At 68.5% G+C, this 23,058-nt stretch carries 23 protein-coding genes; 11 read left to right on the top strand and 12 right to left on the bottom strand.

Translation table 11 applies throughout. The annotated features are described in order from the left end of the window. Window positions 1-39: 39 nt before the first annotated feature. Window positions 40-621, bottom strand: a complete 582-nt coding sequence (locus FFS72_RS17890) for a TIGR03086 family metal-binding protein (protein WP_137875184.1) — start codon at window positions 619-621, stop codon at window positions 40-42. 90 nt (window positions 622-711) lie between these two features. Between FFS72_RS17890 and FFS72_RS17895 the strand changes: the two genes are divergently transcribed. Next, the gene (locus FFS72_RS17895) at window positions 712-1,065 is read left to right on the top strand and encodes a TraR/DksA family transcriptional regulator (RefSeq protein WP_137875185.1); all 354 of its coding nucleotides are present in this window, start codon (window positions 712-714) and stop codon (window positions 1,063-1,065) included. A gap of 276 nt (window positions 1,066-1,341) precedes the next feature. Here FFS72_RS17895 and FFS72_RS17900 read toward each other — a convergent pair whose 3' ends face one another. Further along, window positions 1,342-1,860, bottom strand: a complete 519-nt coding sequence (locus FFS72_RS17900) for a hypothetical protein (RefSeq protein WP_137875186.1) — start codon at window positions 1,858-1,860, stop codon at window positions 1,342-1,344. A gap of 512 nt (window positions 1,861-2,372) precedes the next feature. Here FFS72_RS17900 and FFS72_RS17905 point away from each other — a divergent pair. After that, window positions 2,373-3,140, top strand: coding sequence for an SDR family NAD(P)-dependent oxidoreductase (locus tag FFS72_RS17905; protein ID WP_137875187.1), 768 nt, complete (start codon window positions 2,373-2,375; stop codon window positions 3,138-3,140). Between the two features lie 72 nt (window positions 3,141-3,212). Here the strand turns inward: FFS72_RS17905 and FFS72_RS17910 are convergent, their stop codons facing one another. From FFS72_RS17910 to FFS72_RS17925, 4 genes are all read right to left on the bottom strand, one after another. Next, window positions 3,213-3,440, bottom strand: coding sequence for a hypothetical protein (locus FFS72_RS17910; protein WP_137875188.1), 228 nt, complete (start codon window positions 3,438-3,440; stop codon window positions 3,213-3,215). 382 nt (window positions 3,441-3,822) lie between these two features. Beyond that, window positions 3,823-4,053, bottom strand: coding sequence for a hypothetical protein (locus tag FFS72_RS17915; protein WP_137875189.1), 231 nt, complete (start codon window positions 4,051-4,053; stop codon window positions 3,823-3,825). 494 nt (window positions 4,054-4,547) lie between these two features. Then, entirely contained in the window at window positions 4,548-4,802 is a 255-nt protein-coding gene (locus FFS72_RS17920) for a hypothetical protein (protein WP_137875190.1), read from the bottom strand. Window positions 4,803-5,040: 238 nt separating this feature from the next. After that, the gene (locus FFS72_RS17925; protein ID WP_249353393.1) at window positions 5,041-6,552 is read right to left on the bottom strand and encodes a TM0106 family RecB-like putative nuclease; all 1,512 of its coding nucleotides are present in this window, start codon (window positions 6,550-6,552) and stop codon (window positions 5,041-5,043) included. 261 nt (window positions 6,553-6,813) lie between these two features. Between FFS72_RS17925 and FFS72_RS17930 the strand changes: the two genes are divergently transcribed. From FFS72_RS17930 to FFS72_RS17950, 5 genes are read left to right on the top strand one after another with little or no spacing between them, the layout of a single operon-like run. Beyond that, entirely contained in the window at window positions 6,814-7,431 is a 618-nt protein-coding gene (locus FFS72_RS17930; RefSeq protein WP_137875191.1) for a DUF6474 family protein, read from the top strand. 16 nt (window positions 7,432-7,447) lie between these two features. Beyond that, window positions 7,448-7,972 (top strand): hypothetical protein, encoded by a 525-nt coding sequence (locus FFS72_RS17935; protein ID WP_137875192.1) that lies wholly within the window; start codon window positions 7,448-7,450, stop codon window positions 7,970-7,972. 34 nt (window positions 7,973-8,006) lie between these two features. Further along, window positions 8,007-8,669 carry a YcnI family copper-binding membrane protein gene (locus tag FFS72_RS17940; RefSeq protein ID WP_137875193.1) on the top strand — a complete coding sequence of 221 codons (663 nt, stop codon included), beginning with the start codon at window positions 8,007-8,009 and terminating at the stop codon, window positions 8,667-8,669. An 8-nt stretch (window positions 8,670-8,677) separates the two neighbouring features. Next, window positions 8,678-9,178, top strand: coding sequence for a copper resistance CopC family protein (locus tag FFS72_RS17945; protein WP_137875239.1), 501 nt, complete (start codon window positions 8,678-8,680; stop codon window positions 9,176-9,178). A 41-nt stretch (window positions 9,179-9,219) separates the two neighbouring features. Further along, window positions 9,220-10,152 carry a CopD family protein gene (locus FFS72_RS17950; protein WP_249353394.1) on the top strand — a complete coding sequence of 311 codons (933 nt, stop codon included), beginning with the start codon at window positions 9,220-9,222 and terminating at the stop codon, window positions 10,150-10,152. A gap of 7 nt (window positions 10,153-10,159) precedes the next feature. Here the strand turns inward: FFS72_RS17950 and FFS72_RS17955 are convergent, their stop codons facing one another. Next, complete coding sequence (locus tag FFS72_RS17955) at window positions 10,160-11,806, bottom strand: MFS transporter (protein ID WP_137875195.1); 1,647 nt, start codon at window positions 11,804-11,806, stop codon at window positions 10,160-10,162. A 181-nt stretch (window positions 11,807-11,987) separates the two neighbouring features. On the opposite strand from FFS72_RS17955, the gene FFS72_RS17960 reads away from it, so the two are divergent. Both FFS72_RS17960 and FFS72_RS17965 read left to right on the top strand, forming a co-directional pair. Then, window positions 11,988-12,818: an oxidoreductase gene (locus FFS72_RS17960; protein WP_137875196.1), complete on the top strand. Its 831-nt coding sequence runs from the start codon at window positions 11,988-11,990 to the stop codon at window positions 12,816-12,818. A gap of 194 nt (window positions 12,819-13,012) precedes the next feature. Beyond that, window positions 13,013-15,313, top strand: coding sequence for an FdhF/YdeP family oxidoreductase (locus tag FFS72_RS17965; protein WP_137875197.1), 2,301 nt, complete (start codon window positions 13,013-13,015; stop codon window positions 15,311-15,313). Here the strand turns inward: FFS72_RS17965 and FFS72_RS17970 are convergent. Together FFS72_RS17970 and FFS72_RS17975 are read right to left on the bottom strand one after the other, a co-directional pair. Continuing rightward, complete coding sequence (locus FFS72_RS17970; RefSeq protein ID WP_137875240.1) at window positions 15,310-15,756, bottom strand: SRPBCC family protein; 447 nt, start codon at window positions 15,754-15,756, stop codon at window positions 15,310-15,312. The genes FFS72_RS17965 and FFS72_RS17970 overlap by 4 nt on opposite strands. A 21-nt stretch (window positions 15,757-15,777) precedes the next feature. After that, window positions 15,778-17,331, bottom strand: a complete 1,554-nt coding sequence (locus FFS72_RS17975) for a succinic semialdehyde dehydrogenase (RefSeq protein ID WP_050066861.1) — start codon at window positions 17,329-17,331, stop codon at window positions 15,778-15,780. Between the two features lie 338 nt (window positions 17,332-17,669). On the opposite strand from FFS72_RS17975, the gene ahpC reads away from it, so the two are divergent. Together ahpC and ahpF are read left to right on the top strand one after the other, a co-directional pair. Beyond that, entirely contained in the window at window positions 17,670-18,233 is a 564-nt protein-coding gene (ahpC, locus tag FFS72_RS17980; protein WP_050066860.1) for an alkyl hydroperoxide reductase subunit C, read from the top strand. A 145-nt stretch (window positions 18,234-18,378) separates the two neighbouring features. Continuing rightward, a complete protein-coding gene (gene ahpF / locus FFS72_RS17985; RefSeq protein WP_137875198.1) occupies window positions 18,379-19,974 on the top strand; it encodes an alkyl hydroperoxide reductase subunit F in 1,596 nt (531 codons plus the stop codon). Window positions 19,975-20,084: 110 nt separating this feature from the next. Here the strand turns inward: ahpF and FFS72_RS17990 are convergent, their stop codons facing one another. The 3 genes from FFS72_RS17990 to FFS72_RS18000 all read right to left on the bottom strand — a co-directional run bounded on the left by FFS72_RS17990 (window position 20,085) and on the right by FFS72_RS18000 (window position 22,991). Next, on the bottom strand, window positions 20,085-20,624 hold the full coding sequence (locus FFS72_RS17990; RefSeq protein ID WP_137875199.1) for a TetR/AcrR family transcriptional regulator: 540 nt from the start codon (window positions 20,622-20,624) through the stop codon (window positions 20,085-20,087). 20 nt (window positions 20,625-20,644) lie between these two features. Then, window positions 20,645-22,162, bottom strand: coding sequence for an MFS transporter (locus FFS72_RS17995; protein WP_249353386.1), 1,518 nt, complete (start codon window positions 22,160-22,162; stop codon window positions 20,645-20,647). Window positions 22,163-22,229: 67 nt separating this feature from the next. Continuing rightward, window positions 22,230-22,991, bottom strand: a complete 762-nt coding sequence (locus FFS72_RS18000) for an SDR family oxidoreductase (protein WP_249353387.1) — start codon at window positions 22,989-22,991, stop codon at window positions 22,230-22,232. Window positions 22,992-23,058 lie beyond the last annotated feature (67 nt).

The raw sequence follows: 23,058 nt of genomic DNA on the forward strand, positions 1-23,058 counted from the left end.
CCCGCCAACGAGTGATGTGTGTCCCGATCGGGGCACACATCACTCGCGGACGGCGACCCAGCCGGGATCGCGGCCCGCGTACCCGAGGAGGCGAGCGAACTCCTCCGCGCCCGCAGGCACTGAAATCACTGGCCCGTACAGCCCCTCGCGACTCGCCTCGTCGCCCGGCTGCGACATCGCCTCCGCGAAGCCGAGACACGCCTGCACGTCGGTGGGGTCCGCGTCGAACGGCTGCCCGGTCGCGACGGCGAGGTCCCAGCCGTGCAGCACCAGTTCGTCGAGGGCGACCACGCCCATCACCTCGGCGGGCATCGTGACGCCGCCCGCGGACGCCTCCCCCTCCCAGGCCGCGGGATCGCGCCAGGCGGCGACGACCGCGTCGAGGTTCGACTCCAGCCGGGTCCGCCAGTCGGATGGCAGCGGCGGGATGGTGGCCCCGTCTCCGGGGAAGGGACGCTTCTCGGCCGCCGCCGTGAACGCCTCGCTCAGCGCCACGAGGTGGCTGAGCAGCACGCTCACCGTCCACTGCGTACACGGTGTGGGGAGGTCGAGATGGTCGTCGCGGACGCCTGCAGCGGCCCGGGACACCTGGGTCGCCGCCGGGGCAAGGTCGATGGTCATGGATGCCTCCTCGTCTCACCGAGTACCGACCATCCGAACACGCAGAACTCATCGGGTAACGGATCGTCGTGGTTTCACGTTGAACCAGGTATGACGCATCCGCAATCGGGTGTCGCGGTGCCGCGTGAGCGGATTGCCGCCGAACGCGCCGACGCGACGCACCGCATCGACTTCCTCTCCGCCCGCCTCGACGAGATCATCGAGGGCTCGCACCTGACCACCGATGACGACGAGCACGACCCCGAGGGGTCGACCGTCGCCTTCGAACGCGCTCAGACGGCCTCCCTGCTCGCCGAGGCCCGACGGGACCTCGAGGAACTGGATGCCGCCGAGCACCGTCTCGACGCAGGCACCTACGGGGTGTGCGAGAAGTGCGGACGCCCGATCAGCGACGAACGCTTGGACGCGCTTCCCGCGGCCCGACGGTGCATCCACTGCGCCTGAAACTCGACAGCATGGCGTGACATGGCCCATTCGGCGGCACGACGCTGCTGACACACCGCGTCCGCGTGAATCACGGCCAGGACAGGAACGAACGGGACCAGCCGTGGCGTATCAACCCACTCGTCCCTGGGCGAGTCGAGCGGTTTGCTTCAGTGTGCCGGGAGGCGAAGGACACGTGGTCGTGCGACCTTCGAGTCATTCACCTACCCGGTTTCACCGAAATTCTTACGTGACTGTGTGTTTCGCTCTGCGGCATCACACGCGCAACCTCCGCGACTACGAGCCGAAGACCCGCCCCACTGATGCGGGAGCCAGGTCGTTCGCCTCCAACTCCACGACATCGGTTACACCCGAGAGCGCCCGGACGCGGCTCGGGTCGATTCCGGACACCTCGGCGGTGGCATGGCTGCTGACGCTGCCCAATCGGGTCGTGATCGGGACATGGTAGGTGAAGGTCACCTCCACTTGATCGGTAGTCACCTGCTTCGGAATTGGCCACCCCCCAGGAGGGGCTTCGACCGTCACTGCCCCCGTCGACTCGTCGACGTCGACAATGGTCTCGAAGCTCTCTCCCGTCTGGAAGCCGATGCGCTTCGCCTGCACCCCGATGAACACGAACCCGGCCGGCGGGTGATCGACCACCTTGGTGACGCTTCTGGCCGGATCGGACGGGCCGATGAAGAACTTGACGGGGAAGGCGACCAGGGATCCCCGCTCGATGTCCGTGGGAGTGTCCCTGCGAATCCTCACGTTCTCCACCCGCGTCTCGTCCGCCACGTAGCTGAGTGGGCACATCGTCCAGCACCCCGGTGAGTCAACACTCCCGAGCAGCTCCCACCCTTCCGGCGCTTGTGCTGTCGCGGGACCGACCCCCACTGTCAGACTGCCCACCGCCACGGACACGGCAGCCATGAGCGTGGCTGCGCTGGATGTCCTGCTTCGTTTCATGTGTCGAATTCCCCTCATCGGGAGGCGTCATTGTGACGAGCTTCCCTGTCTCGGTACCTGCACTCGGTCGGCGACGCCTGGGTTGACGGGGCAACGACACCTACGAACGCCCCCGGACCGCGACGCTCAGAACGCCCCCCGACAGCGACAGCATAGGAACAGACCATCCACCCCGTCACCGAAATCGGCTACCGGCATATCCGCAGGTCAAGTGTTGTACGCAATAACCTCGTCGGATCGGATCCGTCGCCCGGCCACACCTCCCGCTGAAGTGCCCTCGATCCCGGTCCGCGGGGTCTGCGCTATCGTTTCTCCAAGTACTAGGACGACCAAGTATTCGGCACAAAGGGAGCGACACAGTGGAAATCCAGGGAACCGCAGCACTGGTCACGGGAGCAGCCTCCGGCCTCGGCGCCGCCACCGCGAAGCGCTTCGCCGACGCAGGCGCCACCGTCTTCGGGCTCGACCTCGCGCAGTCCATCGAGCGCGCGGGCGACAACGTCCCCGCCGGCGTCACCCTCATCCCCACCGACGTCACCAGCGGCGACGAGGTGCAGGCCGCCGTCGATCAGATCGTCGCGTCGGGTCTGCCTCTGCGCACCGTCGTCAACTGCGCAGGTGTCGGCTGGGCGGGCCGCATCCTGTCGAAGAACGGCCCGCACGATCTCGAACTGTTCCGCACGGTCATCACCGTCAACCTGCTCGGCACGTTCAACGTCATGCGCCTCGCGGCTGACGCCATCGCCAAGACCGAGACCGTCGACGACTCCGGCCAGCGCGGCGTCGTCATCAACACCGCCTCCGTTGCCGCGTTCGAGGGCCAGGTCGGACAGATCGCCTACTCGGCCTCGAAGGGCGGCGTGCACGGCATGACGGTCCCGGCCGCACGTGACCTCGCGCAGTACGGCATCCGCGTCAACACGATCGCCCCCGGCATCATCGACACCCCGATGCTCGCCGGCGTCACCGACGAGTACCGCAAGGGCCTCGAGGCCGGCGTCCCGTTCCCGTCCCGACTCGGCCAGCCCGCCGAGTACGCGCAGCTCGCGCAGATGATCGTCGAACACGACTACCTCAACGGCGAAACCATCCGCATGGACGGCGCCCTGCGCATGGCGCCGCGGTAGCGACCGATTCGGGGCAGGCCAACTGCTCTGAAGGGGGTGGTCTGCGCGAACGCGACGACCACCCCCGCCGGGTCACGACTGAGAGACGGTTTCCACCATGCGATCAAAGCTCTCCGTCACGGGCAGGAGAGCAGTGAGAACGACTACCAGAAGATCGCTGACCGGCTCGGGAATGGCCGATGAGGAATCGTTGTAACAGCCACCCTCCGGATTGTCCTGGCAATAGGCGCTCGCGGTGCCAGCCCCGACAACTCCGCCCCCAACGACGACACCCACGACGACGGCCGCGGCACCGACCATCGACACACCCCGACGCACCATTTTCCTACCCACGCTGACAACCCCCGGTTCCCGATGAGCGACGACGGGCACCTGATCGATCGGGCACCCCTGACGTCGGCACACTAGCGCCTGTCGTCACCTCCCCGACCGGCTTTCGCAGAATCGGATACTCGCAGGTCAAGCGTCATACGCAACGATGCAGTCGGCGCGTGAGTGCCCGTCGAGTGACTCGTCGATTGCGTGCAGCTGCTCGGGTCGAACATCGCGGAGCACGGCGATCTCCCGCTGGATCACCCTGTCCACCAGGCCGTCTCGCGAACAGAAGTGGGCGTACAGGGGACCGGAGCCTTCGTCATGGTCACGTTTGACGAAACCTGAACGCGCCCAACCAGCGAACCGACTAAGAACTGAACGGCGTCTCTCCGAACAATGTTTCCAGCACTCCATAGGAATATTCGAAGCACTGCCCCTGACCCAGGCATCCCCCTGCGGTGGACCCCAAGTACAGATCCCCATTCGCTGAGCCGAACACCGGCGGGTCTTCCGCCGCCGACGCCGTGCCACCACCGACGGCCAGAACACCGCCGAACAACGCAGCGGCAACAGCAAGGCGCGCGACATTCTTACCCACGATGGAACTTTTGTTCTACGAACAATGATGGGGCCCGGCAAATTGGGATACCCCCCGACGGGAGCAAGTAAAGCACCCACCCTCAGCGGATACCGACATATCGGAAATCGCCTGTCCGCAACTCACTTGTACGCAACCCTTCGCACTCGCGGTGACCTCATCAACCACGCAGCGTGGATCGACTACAGCGGCGACGCGAGCGGGACCTCGCCCCCGGCGCGGTCGGTCATCCACTCCCGCAACATCTTCGGCGCACCCGCATCGCCACACCACTCGAGCGCCCGCACCTGCAAGCTCTCGTTCCAGCCCGAATACCCTCCACCCGTTCAGGAATCGCCTGCGCCGATGACCGCCGCACCCGAGTGAAGCCTTCACGATCAGATCGACCGGATGTTCCGTTCACTCGGTGAGTAGGTGGAGCGTCGTCCTCGCCATCGCGCCGATGGAACCCGGCCACCGGCGCGATCACCTCGAGCGCTTTCCGTCCTCCCGAGTCAGGAGAAGAACTGCAGCACGGAGTAACCGTCCTTCACGGCGTCGGTGCTGCCGAGATAGACGTCCGCGAGGAACTCTCCGACAGGCCCGGGGAAGATCGGCTGATAGTTTGTGACACAGCCACCATGGCCGTCATCGATACAAGCCGCACTTGCGGTCCCCGTACCGACGACCCCACCCGCGACAACCCCACCGACAACGATCGCGGCCGCACCAAGAATCGACGCACCCCGCCGCGCAATGTTCTTGCCCACGCTGGAACTCCCGCTTCTACGAGCAGTGATGGGCAGTCAACCGACTCGACCAGCCCCCCGACGTCGGCAGGTTAGCAGTCGCCGCCCCACCCACACCGGATAACGAGAAATCACATACTCGCAGCTCAAGCGTCTTACACAACCCCGTTTCGCATCCACAGAAGACCTCATCGGCCTGCAATCAGCGAGGCGTACCGCACGGCCGTGCCGGGAACCATGCCCCGCGCAGCCGGTCCGGCTACAGGTCCGCCGCGAGCGGCACCTCGACTGTGGCACGGTCGGTCATCCACTCCCGCAGCACCTTCGTCGCGCGCACGTCGTCCTCGTTGTAGACGAACAGGCGTTCACGCTGAGACAGGTCCGGCTCCCCGTCGTACCCGACGGCCTCGCGGTACCAGCTCATCGACGCCTCGCCGCTCGCCTCGGCGTCACGCCACCTGAACCCGGCGACCGGCGCGATCTTCTTGAGTCCCTTGCCGTTCGGGCAGATGAACTGGTCACTGACCGCCTGATAGACGTCCACCCAGTGCGGGCCGTCGATGAACGTGCGCACCTGCGACACGGTCGGAATACCGGGCAGGCCCGCGAATCGAGTCGCCGAATCCAGCAGCCACTTGTCCTCTGCGGCACGCGAATAGCAGTAGGCCGCAAAGGTTTTCCCCTGAGCGAGCGTGCTCTCGAGGGTGGCCGTCAGCCAGCCCCAGAACTCGGCGAACGAGCGGGCCTCGTCGACGGTCGGGAGCGGATCCCACGTCACGAACGGCCGATACGGCTGCGTCACGCCCGATTCGGTCAGGAGCGTGCCCCACAGGTAGGCGCCGTGCTCCTGGTAGCTCTCCATGTCGACGTCCACCTCGACGTCGGCGCGGGTGACCGTCACCTCCTCGGTGCGACGCACCAGGGGCACACCCGTCAGCCACGCGCGCGCCACGATCACCGTGTCGGCGAAACCGTTGCCCTGCCACTCCTCCGGGGCCGGCCCCTCCCACGCGGCCAGCGCGTCGATGGTGTGCACCCCCGCACCCCGCAGCACCTCGGCCCGCGACCCCGTCGCAACGAGGCTCACATCGCGCGACTCCGTCAGTGCCGCCTTGCAGTCCGGCCACCACGGGCAGGACCGGCACTCCCCCACCTGCGACGGCGCCGTCGCGACCTCGCCCCGCGCCACCGCCACCCGATCCGCGAACCGCGCGTCGTACTGCTCCATCACCGCGCCGAGGTCGTGCACGAGGATGCACTCACCGCCGTATCCGATCGCACCGCCCTGGTTCGACGGGCTGGCGTGACCGTGACGCTCGAGCATGCGATGGATCTGCGCGAGCCGGAACTGGTCGCGGAGCTGGGCACGCACCTTGCGGGTCTCGTCGACCGCGGGCGCCCAGCTGTCGAGGCCGGAGGTGACCGCTCCGGAGCCCGGGTCGGTGACCTTGTGATTGACGACGATGACAGGGATGTAGCCGCCGCGTTCACGGTCGCGGATCAACAGTTCCGAACGGCCGCGGCGACCGGTGTCGTGCTCGTCGGGCAGCACCGCACCCCAGATGCGGTCGACTCCGTCCGCGCACGCCTGCAAGGTGGCGGTGGCCCGCTGCGACGCCCGAGTGGTGGGGTCGATGATGATCCAGGACAGCGCGGACCCCGCGCCGTCCATCAGGCGCTCGCGCATCGACTCACGGAACGCGCGCGCCGCTTCGCGCCGCTGCTGGACGCCGACGTCCTCGGGGACGTTCGCGACGGCCTGCGGGTACATCGTGTCGAGGTGGACGCGATGCCGGCAGCCCGTCAGTGCCCTCGGGTCGACGAGTACCGACCGCCGCCCGTTCGGGGTGGCGGCGGGCAGAACCGGCTCCCGTGGGCCTTGCGAAGAATTCACGATGAAAGAGATTATGGTCCGCGGGTCCGACAACCCGTGCATGCGGCTCGCCCCGAGCGGCCGAGCGCCGTCTCCGCACGGATACCCTGTACCCGGCAGAGTTCCGGCGCTCGAGCACCAGATGGAGGGGCCACCCGCATGGGTTTGTTCAGGAAACGCAAGACGCGCGCGACCCGGCGCGCTGAGGCGAAGGCCCTCAAGCACAAGGCGAAACTCGAGGCCAAGCACGGTGCCCGCAACGGCCGCAAGAAGCTGCGGTCGGAGACGAAGTCCGCGAAGAAGGTCGAAAAGGCCCAGCTCGCGACCCTGAAGGCCCAGGAGAAGGCGGCCTCCAAGACCGGCATCACCGCATCCCAGGTCAAGCGGTACCTCGGAATCGCTCGGCTGCTGACGCCGGTGCTGTTACCGCTCGTCTACCGCGGCACGGTGCTCGCCCGCACCCAGCTCGACCAGCAACGCGCCCACCGGCTCGGGGTCGCCCCCGAGGAACTCGGCGCCTACACCGGGCACGGCGCACGCCTCAGTGCACGGATCGCGGGCGCGGAGCGGACCGCCGACGAGATCGCCAAGCGGCAACCCGACGCCGACACCGCGAAGTTCACCGCGGCCGTCCGGGGCAGGCTCGCCGAACTCGACACCGCCGTCCACGCCGCCGAGCTGATGCCGGCGCAGCGACGCAAGTCCGCGCACCTCGCGATCTCGACCGAACTCGACGGCGTCGAGGCCGATCTGCTCGCGAAGCTCGGCGTGCACTGATCGCACCGTCGTTCCCGTGACCCCGCACCGCCCGTCCGGCGCCGCCACCCTGCGTGGCGGCGCCGTCGGCGCGTTGACGGCTGCTCTCGCCGTCGCGGGACACGGGCTGGCGGGTGGAGGACTTCCGACGGCGGCGGCGCTGACGCTGCTGGTGCTGTGCAGCACCGGCGCGGGCGCCCTCGCAGCCACTGCCGGGGGCACGCGAGTCGCCCTCGTCGCTGCCCTTGGGGGCGGCCAACTGCTCGGCCACCTCGCCCTGTCGAGTGCGGTCGCGCACCAGCACGCTCAGGGTGGCGCGTCCGCCGCCGTGATGCTGGCCGCGCACGCCGCCGCGACCGTGCTGTGCGCGGCGCTGATCCTCGCCGCCGAGAAGCTGCACGGGTCGATCACCCGCGTGCTGCGGGTGGTGCTTCGACACGCTCCCGCCCTGCCCCGAATCCGATCCGGACAGCCGACACCTACGGCACCGGATTCGCTGCGTCACCTCCTCCTCGACCATGTCGTCTCGAGACGGGGACCCCCGGGCCTGGCCTTCGCCTAGCCCGTCCCCCAACACTTTTCGAGAAAGACGACAGATGAAGATCCGTTCCCCCCGCACCACCTTCGTGGTCGGTGCCACCGCGGCGCTCCTCGTCGGCGGCACCGGAGTCGCGTCCGCGCACGTCTCCGTCAACGCGCCCGGCGCAGCCCAGGGTGGCTACACCGTGCTGACCTTCCGGGTGCCCACCGAGTCGGACACCGCGGGCACCACCAAGGTCGAGGTCGCGTTGCCGAACCTGAAATCGGCTCGCACCGAACCGCTTCCCGGCTGGACAGCACAGGTCGCCAAGGATCCCGCGAGCGGCGCGGCCACCTCCGTGACGTGGACCGCCGACCCCGGCGTCTCCGTCGGTCCCGGCCAGTTCCAGCAGTTCCTGCTCTCCGCGGGCCCCCTGCCCGCCGAGGAGTCGGTGTCCTTCAACGCGGTACAGACCTACAGCGACGGCAAGGTCGTCGCCTGGGATCAGGTGTCCGAGAACGGCGCCGAGCCGGAGCATCCCGCTCCGACCCTGACGCTCACGGCCGCCGCTGACGAGGGCACCGCACACGGCGCCGCCTCGACCACCGACTCCGAGGCCGCCACCGAGGTCGACGCCACCGACACCACCGCCCGCTGGCTGGGCGGCATCGGCCTGGCCCTCGGCGCGCTCGGTGCCGCGCTCGGCATCGGCGCCACCGTCCGAGGACGCCGCTCGTGACCGCGCGGATGCGGATCCTCGCCGTCACGCTCCTGACGGCGCTGGCCGCGATGCTCGGCGTCGGGGTCGCGGGCGCGCACTCCGCCGTCGTCGCGGTCGACCCCGAGACGGGTACGTCGATCGCCAGCGGACCCGAGCGGGTCACCGTCACGTTCAACGAGCCGCTGCAGGAGAGTTTCGCGTCGCTGACCGTCGTCGGTCCGGACGGGAACCTGTGGTCGAAGGGTGAGCCCACGATCTCCGGTCCGACCGCGAGCGTCGCGGTCGGCGACCTCGGGCCGGTCGGCGAGTACACCATCGCGTACCGCGTCACCTCTGCCGACGGCCATCCCGTGACCGGGACCAGCACCTTCACCCTCACCGAAGCGGGCAACGGCACGCCGGGCACGCCGGTGAACCCGTCGTCCGAGTCGGGTGACGAGTCGGGCGGTGTCCCGATGTGGCCGTTCATCGTGGCCGCTGTCGTCCTGTTCGGCGGCGGGTTGGCGTTCGCGCTCCGCAAGCGGTGACAGGCGGCTCCGCACCCCGTGCGCGAGTTCGGCAGCCCCGGCTGCCGAACTCGCGCACGAGCGCACTTGCGGGCCTGGCCGGGCTGCTCGGGGTCGCGCTGGCGTGGGCGCTGGCGCACCCCGCCGGGCCGGATGCGGCCGCGGCGATCCGCGTGCTGTCCGACCTGCTGGGGTCGACGTTCCTCGGCGTGTGCGTCCTCGCCCTGCTGCAGCGCGACGACCGTAGGCCCGCTGTCCCGGCGGTCCGGTTGTGGCGGCCACTGGCGATCACCGCCGGGGCGTGGGCGGTGGCCGAGGCCGTGCTGCTCGTTGCCGCCGCCGCCGAGACCGTCGAAGTCGCAGCAGGCCGCCTCACCCCGGACGCATTCGCACACTTCGTCTCGGAGATCAGCGTCGGGCAACTCGGCGCCGCAGCCGTCGTCGCCACGGTCGGGCTCGCTGTCGCGGCAGCGATCGCGTTCCGGCGTGATGCCCAGTGGCCGCTGACCCCGTTTGCCGCGGTGGCCGCGCTCGCCCTGCTGGCGCGACCCGTCACCGGACACATGTCCGCGCAGACCCTCGGCCCGGCGCTCGTCGCCATCCACGTGCTCGCGGCGGCGGCGTGGATCGGGCCACTGCTCGCGATGTCCCTGCTGCTGCGCGGACGGGGCGCCTGGGCGGCGATCCTCCCCCGCTACTCGGACCTGGCATGGAAATGTGTCGTCGCGGTGGCCGTCACGGGTGCGGTGGACGCCGCGGTCAAGCTCGGCGACGTCGACGCACTCGTGAGTACCGGCTACGGGCGCATCATCCTGGCGAAAACGATTGGGCTGCTTGCCCTCGTCGCGCTCGGATGGTGGTGGCGCACCCGCTGGGTGCCCGCCGCCGCGGCGCACCGCACCCCGGAGGACGTCTCGCTCCGCAACGCGAGCATCGAGGTCGCCGCACTCGCCGTGGTGTTCGGCCTCGCCGCCGCGCTCGCGACGACGGGCTGAACGCCGCTCACACGACGACGTCCTCGTCCCGCCGTGCCCGCAGGTGCAGGGCGGTCGCACTGACGAGCCCGAGCGCGAGGAAGCCCGCCGCCGCGAACAGCGAGATGCGGGTGGCGTCACCGAACCCCTCGGACAGGGCGGTGGTCACCTCGGGGCCCGCCGGACCGAGGGTGCCGGTGTCGCCCTGCTCCCGCAGGCCGCTGATGGTGCCGCCCGCGGAATCACGGGTCGCCGTGACCAGCTGTTCCTGCGCCTGCGGCGGCACGCCCTGCACCGGTTCGAGCTGGTTGGTGAGGGTGTGTGCCAGCGACACCGACAGCACCGCACCGAGGATGGCCGAGCCGAGCGCCGAGCCGAGCTGGCGGACCGTGCTCTGGGTGGCCGAGCCCTCACCGGACTTCTCCGTCGGGATGTCCGCCAGGACGGTGCCCGTCAGCTGAGCGGATGCCAGTCCCAGTCCGGCACCGTAGACCGCGAGCAGCACTGCGAGCAGCCACGGGGACACCGTCGACGACACGAACACCGCGACCACTGCGACTCCGACCACCTCGAGCGCCAACCCGAGGATCACCACCCGAGTCGCGCCGAGCGCGGCCGCGAGGTGCCGGGCCGCGGCACCGGACCCGAACGCGCCGAGTGCCATCGCGGCAAGGACGAGGCCCGCGCCCATCGTGGTGAGGCCGAGTGCGTTGACGAGGAACAGGGGCAGCACGAGCAGCAGGCCGAACTCGCCGATCGCGACGGCCAGCGCGGTGATGTTCCCCAACGTGAACGTGGGCACCTTGAACAGGGTGAGGTCGAGAATCGCGGACCGGTGGCTGCCGACGGCCCGGTGCCGCTCCCACACCACGAAAAGCACCAGTGCGACCACGCCGATCGCACCGGCGACCGGCACCACCGACACCGGCGCGTCCGCCGGCCACGTGAACCCGAAGATGGTGAACTCGGCGATCGGCGTCCACCAGCCAAGGCTCTGCCCCTCGATGAGCGCGAAGATGACGCCGCCGAATCCGATTGCGCTGAGCAACAATCCGTCGACATCCAGGCCGGGGACGGTGATGGTCGCCTTGGTGTTCCGGACCGCGAGGAGCGCACCGATCAGCACCGCGACACCGATCGGAATGTTCACGACGAAGATCCACGGCCAGGTGAAGTAGGTGGTCAGCCAGCCGCCGAGCAGCGGACCGACTGCCGCCATCCCGGAGATCACCGCGCCCCACACCGCAAACGCCACGACGCGGTCCTTGCCGCGGAAGGTCGCGTTGACGCTCGACAGCGTCGTCGGCAACACGAAAGCACCGCCGATGCCCTGCACGAGACGTGCAGCGATCAGCGCGGTGGCACTGCCCGCGAGGGCGGCCAGCACACTGCCCAGCAGAAACACCAGCACCCCGAAGATGAACATGGTGCGCCTGCCGAGCCGGTCACCGAGGCGTCCGGCCGTGAGCAGCAGCGCCGCGAACACCACCGAGTAGATGCTGTTGACCCACTGCGCATCCGTCAGGTCCATGTCGAGGTCGTCGATGATGACCGGCAGCGCGACTCCGACGATCGTGCCGTCCACGACGATCATCGACAGGCCTGCGGCCAGCACCCCGAGCCCGATCCAGTCCCGCCGAGTGGCCCGCGGTTCGGCGTTCGTGTCCGATGTCATGCGTCGCCCTCCGTGCATCGAGTCGGGGCGGTGTCGCCGCCCCGTTCGCCGATCCCACCACCGATGGCGCAGGTGTCGCACTCACACACGCCGGACACGAGCGGAAATCAATCGTTGGATGGAAACGGATCAGGGGCATGCTGGTTGGTGGACCGTTGCACCCCACAGCTTGGAGTCCGACATGACCGACAGGACAGCCCTCGTCACCGGAGCGTCGTCCGGCATCGGCGAAGCCACCGCTCGCGCACTGGCCGCCCGTGGCCACATCGTCTACGCCGCCGCTCGCCGCACCGACCGCCTGCAGGAACTGGCCGCCGACGGCATCCGGCCGCTGGGCATGGACGTCACCGACGACGAGTCGGTGCGTGCCGGCGTCGAGAGGATCATCACGGAGACCGGCCGGATCGACGTGCTGGTCAACAACGCCGGCTACGGCTCGTACGGCGCGATCGAGGACGTCCCGCTGGACGAGGCGCGCCGCCAGTTCGAGGTCAACGTGTTCGGTGCCGCCCGCCTGACGCAGCTGGTGCTGCCGCACATGCGGAGCCGGCGCAGCGGCACCATCGTCAACATCAGTTCCATGGGCGGCAAGATCCACACCCCGATGGGCGGGTGGTATCACGCCACCAAGTTCGCCATGGAAGCGCTGAGCGACTGCCTGCGCCTCGAAACCGCGTCGCACGGCATCGACGTCGTCGTCATCGAACCGGGCGGTATCGCGACCGAATGGGGCGGTATCGCGGCCGACCACCTCCGCGAGGTCTCCGGCAGCGGCGCCTACGCCGCCTTCGCCACGTCGGTGGCCACCGCACTGAGCTCGGAAACGAACCGCAGGCGCAACTCGCCGCCGGAGGTTGTTGCCGACGCGATCGTGAAGGCCGTCGCCGCTCGGCGGCCGCGAACCCGCTACGCCGTCGGTTTCGGCGCCCGGCCCCTCATCTTCGCGAAGTGGCTGCTGCCGGACCGCGTGTTCGACGCACTCGTCACCCGCGCCATCGGCGCACGCAGCTGACGGCTACCGGATCACCCCGGTGCGCAGCAGAACTCACGCCTCACTCGGCATCTGGGGCAGCCGTGGACGGCGGTCGGCGTCGTCCACTGCGGCGCTGTTCCTGGTTCGGCAGTCGTTCCCGCAATAGACTTGCCCCCAATCTCAGCGCGACCACCAGCCCGCACGATCTCTCGTCACGGCAGGAGCGATCCGATATGAGTGTCGAACCGGCGAACAAGAAACCCGCACCGGCAGGCGACGAGCCGGACGGCCCGCCCTCGTTCTCGCCCTACGACCATCCGGCGGCGGGCTGGGGCGCCGGGATGAGCGTGGGAAAGTTCCTGGCCAAGCAGGGTGCGCTGGTCGACGGCCCGCGCGCGATCATGAAGATGAACCACGAGGACGGTGGCTTCGACTGTCCCGGCTGTGCCTGGCCGGACGACCTCAAGGGCCTGCACCTCGACATCTGCGAGAACGGCATCAAGCACGTCACCTGGGAGATGACACACAAGCGGGTCGGTGCGGAGTTCTTCGCCGCGCACACCGTCACCGAACTGTCTGGGTGGTCGGACCACGCGCTGGAGGAGCAGGGTCGCCTCACCGCGCCCATGCGCTACGACGCCGCGGCCGATCGGTACGTGCCGATCAGCTGGGCCGACGCGTTCGAGCTGGTCGGGCGGACGTTGCGCGAGCTCGACGACCCCAACCGCGCGGCGTTCTACACGTCCGGTCGGCTCGGCAACGAGGCCACGTTCCTGTACCAGCTGATGGCCCGCGAGCTGGGCACCAACAACTTGCCCGACTGCTCGAACATGTGTCACGAGGCCAGCGGACGCGCTATGAAGGCGTCCCTCGGCACCGGCAAGGGGACGGTGGACCTCAAGGACTGGGAGACGACGGACGCGCTGTTCGTGATGGGGGTGAACGCGGCGTCGAACGCGCCGCGGATGCTGACGGCGCTGGTCGAGGCGTACAAGCGGGGGGCGCAGATCGTGCACGTCAACCCGTTGGTCGAGGCGGCCTCACGCAAGGCGATCATCCCGCACGAGTTCGCCGCGATGGCGACGTTCCACGCGACCCCGACGGGGACGATGAACCTGCAGCCGCGCATCGGCGGCGACATGGCTCTGATCCGGGGCATCGCGAAGGCCGTGTTCGACAGCCCCGACCCGAAAGCGCTCGACATCGAGTTCATCGAACGCCACACCCACGGCTTCGACGACTACCGCGCCCTGTGCGAGGCGACGCCCTGGGACGAGATCGAGCACCAGTCGGGTGTGACTCGCGGCGACATCCGCCGCGCCGCCGACGTCTACCGCCGCGCCGATCGCAGCATCATCAGCTGGTGCCTCGGCGTCACCCAGCACGACCACGGCGTCGACACCATCCGGGAGATCGTCAATCTGCTTCTGCTGCGCGGAAACCTGGGCCGCGAGGGTGCGGGGCCGTGCCCGATCCGCGGGCACAGCAACGTGCAGGGCAATCGCACCTGCGGCATCGACCATCGGCCGTCCGACGCGTTCCTCGACCGGCTCGCCGACGCCTGCGGCATCGACCCGCCCCGCGAGCACGGCCTGGACACCGTCCGGGCGATCGAGGCGATGCACCGCGGCGACGTCACGGTGTTCGTCGCGATGGGCGGCAACTTCGCGCTCGCGGCGCCGGACACCCCGTACACGTTCGAGGCATTACGCAACTGCGCGTTGACGGTTCAGGTGAGCACGAAGCTCAACCGCAGCCACCTCGTACACGGGCGCGACGCCCTGATCCTGCCGTGCCTCGGGCGCACCGAGAAGGACGAGCAGCGGCGCGGACTGCAGTCGACGTCGGTGGAGGATTCGATGAGCATGGTGCACCTGTCGGTCGGCATGAAGAAGCCGGCGTCACCGCACCTGCTGTCGGAGCCGGCGATCGTCGCGGGCATGGCGCGGGCGGCGCTGCCCGACAGCGTCACGCCGTGGGAGGACTACGTCGCCGATTACGACCGCATCCGCGACACGATGGCCAGCGCCCTCGACGGTTTCGAGGATTTCAACCGTCGCGTCCGGCTGCCGCTGGGTTTCCGGATCAAGCAGCCGGCACGCGAACTGATCTTCGACACTCCGACCGGTAGGGCCGAATTCTCCTCTGCGCCACTGCCCGACGTCGTGCCGACCGACGGCATCCTCACGCTGGGCACGATGCGGTCGCACGATCAGTGGAACACCACGATCTACTCCGACAACGACCGCTACCGCGGTGTGAAGAACCTGCGGACGCTGATCTTCATGAACGCAGACGACATGCGCGAGCGCGGTATCGGCACCTTCGATCTCGTCGACATCACCAGTCACGCCCGCGACGGCAGCACTCGAACGCTCCGCGGCTACACCGCGATCGCCTACGACATACCCCGCGGCAGCAGCGCCGGCTACATGCCGGAGATGAACGTGCTGTGCGCGATCGGCGACTACAGCGTCCAGAGCGATCAGCCGTTGATGAAGAACGTCAAGGTCACCGTGGAACGGGCAGGTTAGCGCTTCTCCAACTCGGCCTTCATGGCGGCGAGGGTGTCGCGCATGCCCTGCTGCATCAGGCCGTCCCGGTTGCTGCCGATGAGGTGGGACCGCTGGACCAGGCGCACGTACAAGACGGGGGTGCCGTAGATTTCGCGGGTTTCGGTGATGCGACTGCCGGTGGCGGTGGGCTCGATCTCGTAGGTCCAGCGGGCCTTCGGCTCGTCGGATTCGAACGAGAACCGGCGCCCGGGAACGACGTCGACGACCGTGCAGTGCGTGGTCCACCGGATGAGCCGGTGGCGGTTGCTGCCGGTGAAGGTGGCGCCGACCGTCACCGGCTCACCACCGGTCCAGCGCCCGCCCGTGTTCTCGGGGCTGAACCGGTGGTAGCCGGCGATGTCGGTGACCAGATCCCACACCCGTGAGGGCGGTGCGTCGACGTCGATGGTCGCGAGGTCCATGGTCACCACGGTCTCACGGTTTCACCGTCCGGGCAGGTATTTCATGACGGCGATGAAGGGGGCGAGGACCTTCGACCACACCTTCGGCGGAAGTCCTCGTGGGCCACCGAGATTGAGCACCCTGGTGGTGGCGACGGTCTGCGACTCCGTGTACTTGAGCAGGCCGTCGACGCCGTGCCGTCGTCCGACGCCCGAGACACCCATTCCGCCCATCGGGGCCGCCGTGCTGCCCCAGGCGGGCGCGTAACCCTCGTCGACGTTGACGGTGCCAGCACGCACACGCGCCGCGATGGCCTCGCCTTCCGCCTTGGTGCCCGCCCACACGCTGGCGTTGAGTCCGTAGTCGGTGTCGTTGGCCTTCGCGATGGCCTCCTCGACGTTGGCGACGGGGTAGATCGACACCAGCGGACCGAACGTCTCGTTCCGCGCGCACTCCATGTCGTCGGTGACGCCGGTCAGCACGGTCGGCTCGTGGAACAACGGGCCGAGGTCGGGGCGAGCCTTGCCGCCCGCGACGACGGTCGCGCCCTTCGCGACCGCATCCTCGACGTGCCCGGCCACCGTCTTGACCTGGGCCTCGGACACCAGCGAGCCCATCTCGACGCCGAACTCGTAGCCCGGGGCGAGGCTCATCTTCTTCACCCGGTCGCCGAACATGCGGGTGAACTCGGCCGCGACCGGCTGCTCGACGTAGATCCGCTCGATGGAGATGCACAGCTGACCCGAGTTCGAGAAGCAGGCGCGCACCGCGGCGTCGGTGACCTCGCGCAGGTTCGCGCCCTTCGTCACGATCATCGGGTTCTTGCCGCCGAGTTCGGCGGAGAACCCGATCAGCCGGCGGCCGGCCTGCTCGGCGAGCAGCTGCCCGGTGGCGGTGGAACCCGTGAACATCAGGTAGTCGGCGTTCTCGACGATCGCGGTGCCGACCACCGAGCCGGGTCCGGGGACGACGGCGAACAGGTCCTTCGGCAGCCCCGCCCGGTACAGCAGGTCCACGCAGGCGAGCGCACAGTACGGGGTCTGGCTGTCGGGCTTGATGACGACCGCGTTGCCCGCGAGCAGCGCGGCAATGGCGTCGGAGACGGCGAGGGTCATCGGGTAGTTCCACGGCGAGATGACGCCGACGACACCCTTCGCGTGGTGGTGGACGACAGTCTTGGTGAGACCGGGGAGCATGCCCTGGACGCGCGTCGACCGCAGCGCCTTCGGAGCGAGCTTGGCGTAGAAGCGAGAGGTCAGCGCGATGTCGAGGACCTCTTCGAGTGCGGACACCCGGGCCTTGCCGGTCTCGGCCTGAGCCATGTCGAGCAGTGCGTCGCGGTTGGACAGCACCAGGTCGCGGTACCGGTGGAAGACCTCGGCGCGCTCCGCAGGAGTGCGCGCCTCCCACTCGCGCTGCGCGACCCGCGCGCGGGCGATGGCGTCGATCGCGTCCTGCGCGGTGCCGACGGGGATCGTCGTCAGTTCGCGGCCGGTGAAGGCCTCGACGACGGGCCGGGTCGGACGGCTCGCGGCGTCGGGAATCGCGACGAGCTGCCGGAGCCGGTCGAAGGTCGCAGCGGACGGAGCAGGCATTTCGTACCCCTACTGGTTAGTAGATTTCGCGGTTACAGACAACAACCTACCCCGCACGTGGCACTCGCCACAGACCGTTCGAGCATGCACCCGCCGTCGTTCCGCTCGACGGGTGTGGCGGCGGCATCACTCCCGTCGAGTCACACCCGCCGGCGAGGCGCCGCGCGCCTATGTCGTTGGTCACACCGCAACCCAAAATTGGCATGATTCCAATTAGCGACTAGCGCTTATAGCTCTCCTCTATCGAACTTCTAAGTTCCATCGATTGGCACAATCAATCAGTCCTCGTTAGCTTCGATTCAGACAACAACGACACCCCGAATCGAGTGAGGCTCTTTATGTCGCTGATCAACAAGAAGATCAAGCCGTTCTCCGCAGAGGCGTTCAAGAACGGTGCCTTCGTCACCGTCACCGACGAGGACATCAAGGGCAAGTGGGCGATCTTCTTCTTCTACCCCGCAGACTTCACCTTCGTCTGCCCCACCGAGCTCGGTGACCTCGCCGATCACTACGCGGAGCTGCAGCGTCTCGGTGTCGAGGTCTTCTCCGTCTCCACCGACACCCACTTCACGCACAAGGCGTGGCACGGCTCGTCCGAGACCATCGGCAAGATCGAGTACGCCATGATCGGCGACCCGACCCTGCAGATCAGCACCGACTTCGAGGTCCTCCGCGAAGACCAGGGCCTCGCCGACCGCGGCACCTTCCTCGTCGACCCCGACGGCGTCGTCCAGTTCACCGAGGTCACCGCCGAGGGCATCGGCCGCAACGCCGCCGAGCTGCTCCGCAAGGTCAAGGCCGCCCAGTACGTCCGCTCGCACCCGGGCGAGGTCTGCCCCGCGAAGTGGGAAGAGGGCGAAGAGACCCTCGCTCCGTCGCTGGAGCTCGTCGGCAAGATCTGATTCGCCGCACGTTCGACCACACCGGTGGCACGGGACAACTTCGTCCCGTGCCGCCGGGTGGTCCACCGCTGCGCACCCTGCACCTCGGCTCGAGCTGAGTCACTGCCCCTCCCCCGTCGCCTCTCATCACACGGAGTTGATCCTCATGCTCGAAGCCGGTCTCGCCACCCAACTGAAGTCGCTGCTCGAGAAGGTGACCCAGCCGATCGAGCTGGTGTCCTCCCTCGACGACAGCGCGAAGTCCACCGAACTCGCCGGACTCCTCGACCAGATCGCGGGCCTGTCCGACCAGGTCACCCACTCGCGCACCGGCGACGACCCGCGTCGGCCGTCCTTCGCGATCCGTCGCGTCGGCACCGACATCGAGGTCCAGTTCGCCGGCATCCCCCTCGGTCACGAGTTCACGTCCCTCGTGCTCGCCCTGCTGCAGGTCGGCGGGCACCCGTCGAAGGAAGCCGCGGATCTGCTCGCCCAGGTGCGCGATCTCGAAGGTGACTTCTACTTCGAGACCTACTTCTCCCTGTCCTGCCAGAACTGCCCCGACGTCGTGCAGGCACTGAACGTCATGGCCGTGCTCAATCCTCGCGTCAAGCACATCGCGATCGAGGGCTCCCTCTTCCAGGACGAGGTCGACAGCCGCCAGGTGATGGCGGTCCCGACCGTGTTCCTCAACGGCGAGCCCTTCGGCTCCGGCCGCATGACCCTCGAGCAGATCGTCGGCAAGCTCGACACCGGCGCCGCCGATCGCACGGCCGCCGCGATCTCCGAGAAGGACCCCTTCGACGTGCTCGTCGTCGGTGGCGGACCCGCAGGCGCAACCGCCGCAATCTACGCGGCCCGCAAGGGAATTCGCACCGGAGTCGTATCCGAGCGCTTCGGCGGCCAGGTGCTCGACACCATGGGCATCGAGAACTTCGCGTCGGTCCCCTACACCGAGGGCCCCAAGTTCGCCGCCGAACTCGAGAACCACGTGCGCCAGTACGACGTCGACATCATGAACACCCAGAACGCCGCGAAGCTGACGCCCGCCGAGGTCGAGGGCGGACTGGTCGAGGTCGAGCTCGCGAGCGGCGCCCGCCTGCTCTCGAAGACCGTGATCCTGTCCACCGGTGCACGCTGGCGCGCGATGAACGTTCCCGGCGAGAACGAGTACCGCAACAAGGGCGTCACCTACTGCCCGCACTGCGACGGCCCCCTGTTCAAGGGCAAGCGGGTCGCGGTGATCGGCGGCGGCAACTCCGGTGTCGAAGCGGCCATCGACCTCGCGGGCATCGTCTCGCACGTCACGCTCGTCGAGTTCGACTCGCAGCTGCGCGCCGACGACGTCCTGCAGCGCAAGCTCCGCAGCCTGCCGAACGTCGACATCCTGCTCAGCACCCTGTCGACCGAGGTGCTCGGCGACGGCAGCAAGGTCACCGGCCTCACCTACACCGACCGCACCACCGACCAGTCGCACACCCTCGAGCTCGACGGCGTGTTCGTCCAGATCGGCCTGCTGCCCAACACCGAATGGCTCTCCGGCACAGTCGATCTCACCCCACGCGGCGAGATCGTCGTCGATGCTCACGGCCGGACGTCCGTTCCCGGCGTGTTCGCCGCAGGCGACTGCACCACCGCTCCGTACAAGCAGATCATCGTCGCCTCGGGTGCCGGTGCGACCGCCGCCCTCGGCGCGTTCGACCACCTCATCCGTACCAGCGTCACCGATACCGCGCCTGTCGCGGAGCCTGCCACCGTCTGACCGCACCGTCCCTCCGACAGAAGGTGGCCTTCGTGCGATGGATGCGCGCGGAGGCCACCTTCGGTCGTAGGGGTGGGACATCCCTACGGGCGCGGCGGTGCGCGAGCCGGCTACGGCCCTAGCATGTCGCCGATCCGTTCGGCGAGAACGATCCGCAACTCGGGCGTGAGGTGACGACCGCCGACCGACTCGCTGAGCCACAGCCCATCCGCCGCGAGCCAGGCGAGGATCCGCGTCACCGCGTCGACGTCGTCGACGTCGATGGTCGACGGATCCGGTACCCAGCGGGCGATGACCTCCCGCCACGGCTGCAGCAGAACCGGATTCGTCGATGCCTCCAGCATCATCAGCAGCTCTGGTCCGGTCGCCCCTCGGATGCTCACCTTCGCGTACGCGGCGAGACGCTGGTCCGCAGTGGCCTCCTCGACCGGGACTCCCAGCGCCGCAACCAGATCGGACTCCCACATCCCAGCCAGATGCTGATGCAACGCGAGGACGAGTTCGTCCTTCGACGCGAAGTGGTACAGCAGGCCACCTTTGGTGAGACCGGACGCGGTCGCCACCGATTCGAAGGTCAACGCGGTGACACCGTCGCGTTCGACCACGGTCACGGCCGCGTCGAGAATCTGCAGTCGCTTACTGGTTCGCACGTCGATCCCCTCGGTGGTGCTCAGTGCTCGGACGGGAGCTGCGACGCGGTACCGGGGACGTGCCGGCGCAGCAAGATGCCGGTGATGGCGGCACCGATCGCCAACATGACGGCAACCGTACCCATGACACCGAGATAGGCAGTGTCGAACGCGCTCGACGCGGCGTCGATCACCGCCTGATCGCCCTCGGCGACGGCGAGCGCATCGACCAGTGCCTCGCCTGCAGCGGGCGGTGCGCCGTCTGGCAGGTCCACCGTCACGCTGTAGATCATCGCGAGCAGGCTGCCGAGCAATGCGACGGCGGTGAGACTGCCGAACTCGTAGGAAACTTCTTCCACCGACGACGCCATCCCCGCGCGCCGGACCGGGACGTTGCCGATGATCGCGGTCGACGCCACCGCCATCGCGGCGCCGAGCCCGGCGCCGGTGACCAGCAGTCCCGCCACCAGCAGCCCGAAGGACGTGCCGAAGCCGATCACGGTGACCAGCACACCGACTGCAGAGAGGGTCAGCCCGCCACAGATCAACACCAGCAACCCGACCCTGTGCAGAAACGCACCGCCGAGCATCGCGGTGGGCAGCGATCCGACGGCGATGGCCGAGACGAGCAGACCCGACTCCAGCGGGGTGAAACCCGCGACGAGTTGGTACCGCTGCGTCGTCACCAACTGGATACCGGCAATCGCGAACATCGACGCGGCCGCGGCCAGAACTCCTGCGGTGAACGCCGGATTCCGGAAGATGGCGAACTCGAGCAGCGGCTGGTCGAGCGTCCGCTGCCGTCGGACGAACAAGGTGAACCCGATAGCCGCGACCGTGAGCGACACCGCGACGACGGAAAGCGAGGGCGGCCGGTGCCCGATCTCCTTGATCGCGTACACCGTGGCGGCGAGACCGACCATCACCTGGATCGAAGACACCGCGTCCCAGCGTTTACCCGGGTCCGCCTCGCTCGCGGGGCGGATGACGACGATCGCGACGATCGCCGCGACGACGATCGGCACGTTGACGAGGAACGCTGCACCCCACCAGAAGTGCTGCAGCAGAAGGCCACCGATGATCGGCCCCAGCGCCGCGCCGACCACGGCGAGGCTGCCCCAGATCGCGATGGCGAGGTTTCGTTCCCGCTCGTCGGGGAAGTTGATCCGGATCAGGGCAAGGGTTGCGGGCATCATCGCTGCGGCGCCGACAGCGAGAATCGCACGCGCCGCGATCAGCAGTTCCGGCGTCGGCGCGAACGCCGCCAGGACCGACGCCAGCCCGAAGATCACGAGTCCGGTGACGAACATCTTCGTGTGACCGATGCGGTCCCCCAGCGTGCCTGCACCGAGGAGTAGGCCGGCCATGACGAGTGGATAGGCGTTGATGATCCACAGCCCCTGGGTGACCGAGGCGCCGAGATCTGCGGTCAGCGTGGGCAGTGCGGTGTAGAGGATCGAGTTGTCGAGGGTGATCAGCAACAGGCCCGCGCCGACGGTGACGAGCAGCGCCCACCTGCGCGACGCCGTTCCGATGCCGTTCTCCTCCGTCAAGGTCACGCCATAACTGTACCGTACGTAAGGTACAGTTATGATCCTGCGGCTGGTCTTCCGGCCGCCGTCGGAGTCAGAGCGCGGTCGGCCCGATCACGGTGCCGTCCGCAACCGGCACCAAGCCGTTGTCGGCCAGGCGCGCCCCGAAATACCCGGCGTCGTCGTCCCGGATCACGGTGCGCGCGTCACCACGAGTCCGCAGCACCCCTCCGACGAACTCGTCCATCGGAGCCCTTGTCGCACCGGCGATCTCGACGACCCGCCGGGGCTCACCCACCGCGGTGTCCGCGACGAGGGCAGCGACGTCCGCAGCGGCCACCGGCTGAAACAGGTAGTGCGGCAGATGCACACCGTCGTCGCGAGTGGAGACATCCGCGATCATGCCGATGAACTCGTGGAACTGTGTCGCCCGTACCAGCGTGTACGGAACGGGGCCGGCGGTGATCAATTGCTCCTGCCGGACCTTCCCGTCGAGGTAACCGACGGTGTCCGAGGGCACCATCCGGTCCACCCCGACGATCGAGAGCGCGACGTGGTGCCGCACCCCGGCCGTGGCCTCCGCGGCGAGCTGATTCGTGGTGGAACGGTCGAAGAAGTCCAACACCACCGGACCGTCGAACGACGGCGGGTTCGTCACGTCGACCACCACGTCCGCGCCGGCGAACACATCTGCGACGCCCGCGCCGGTGAGCACGTCCACCCCGGTGGACGGCGACGCCGCCACCGCCGCGTGTCCACTCGACTGCAGGTGTTCGACGACCTGCCTGCCGATGTGCCCGGTACCTCCGACGACGACGATCCGCATGACCGATACCTCCCGGTGCTCGAACGGCACGCCGACACCGTTCACGGCCCCGACGACGTGATCTGTTCCAGGATGCGCGTCACCCCCGGGGTCGAGT

This window comes from Rhodococcus sp. Q (genome assembly GCF_005503035.1).
In the GTDB taxonomy this organism is placed as follows: Bacteria; Actinomycetota; Actinomycetes; order Mycobacteriales; family Mycobacteriaceae; genus Rhodococcus_G.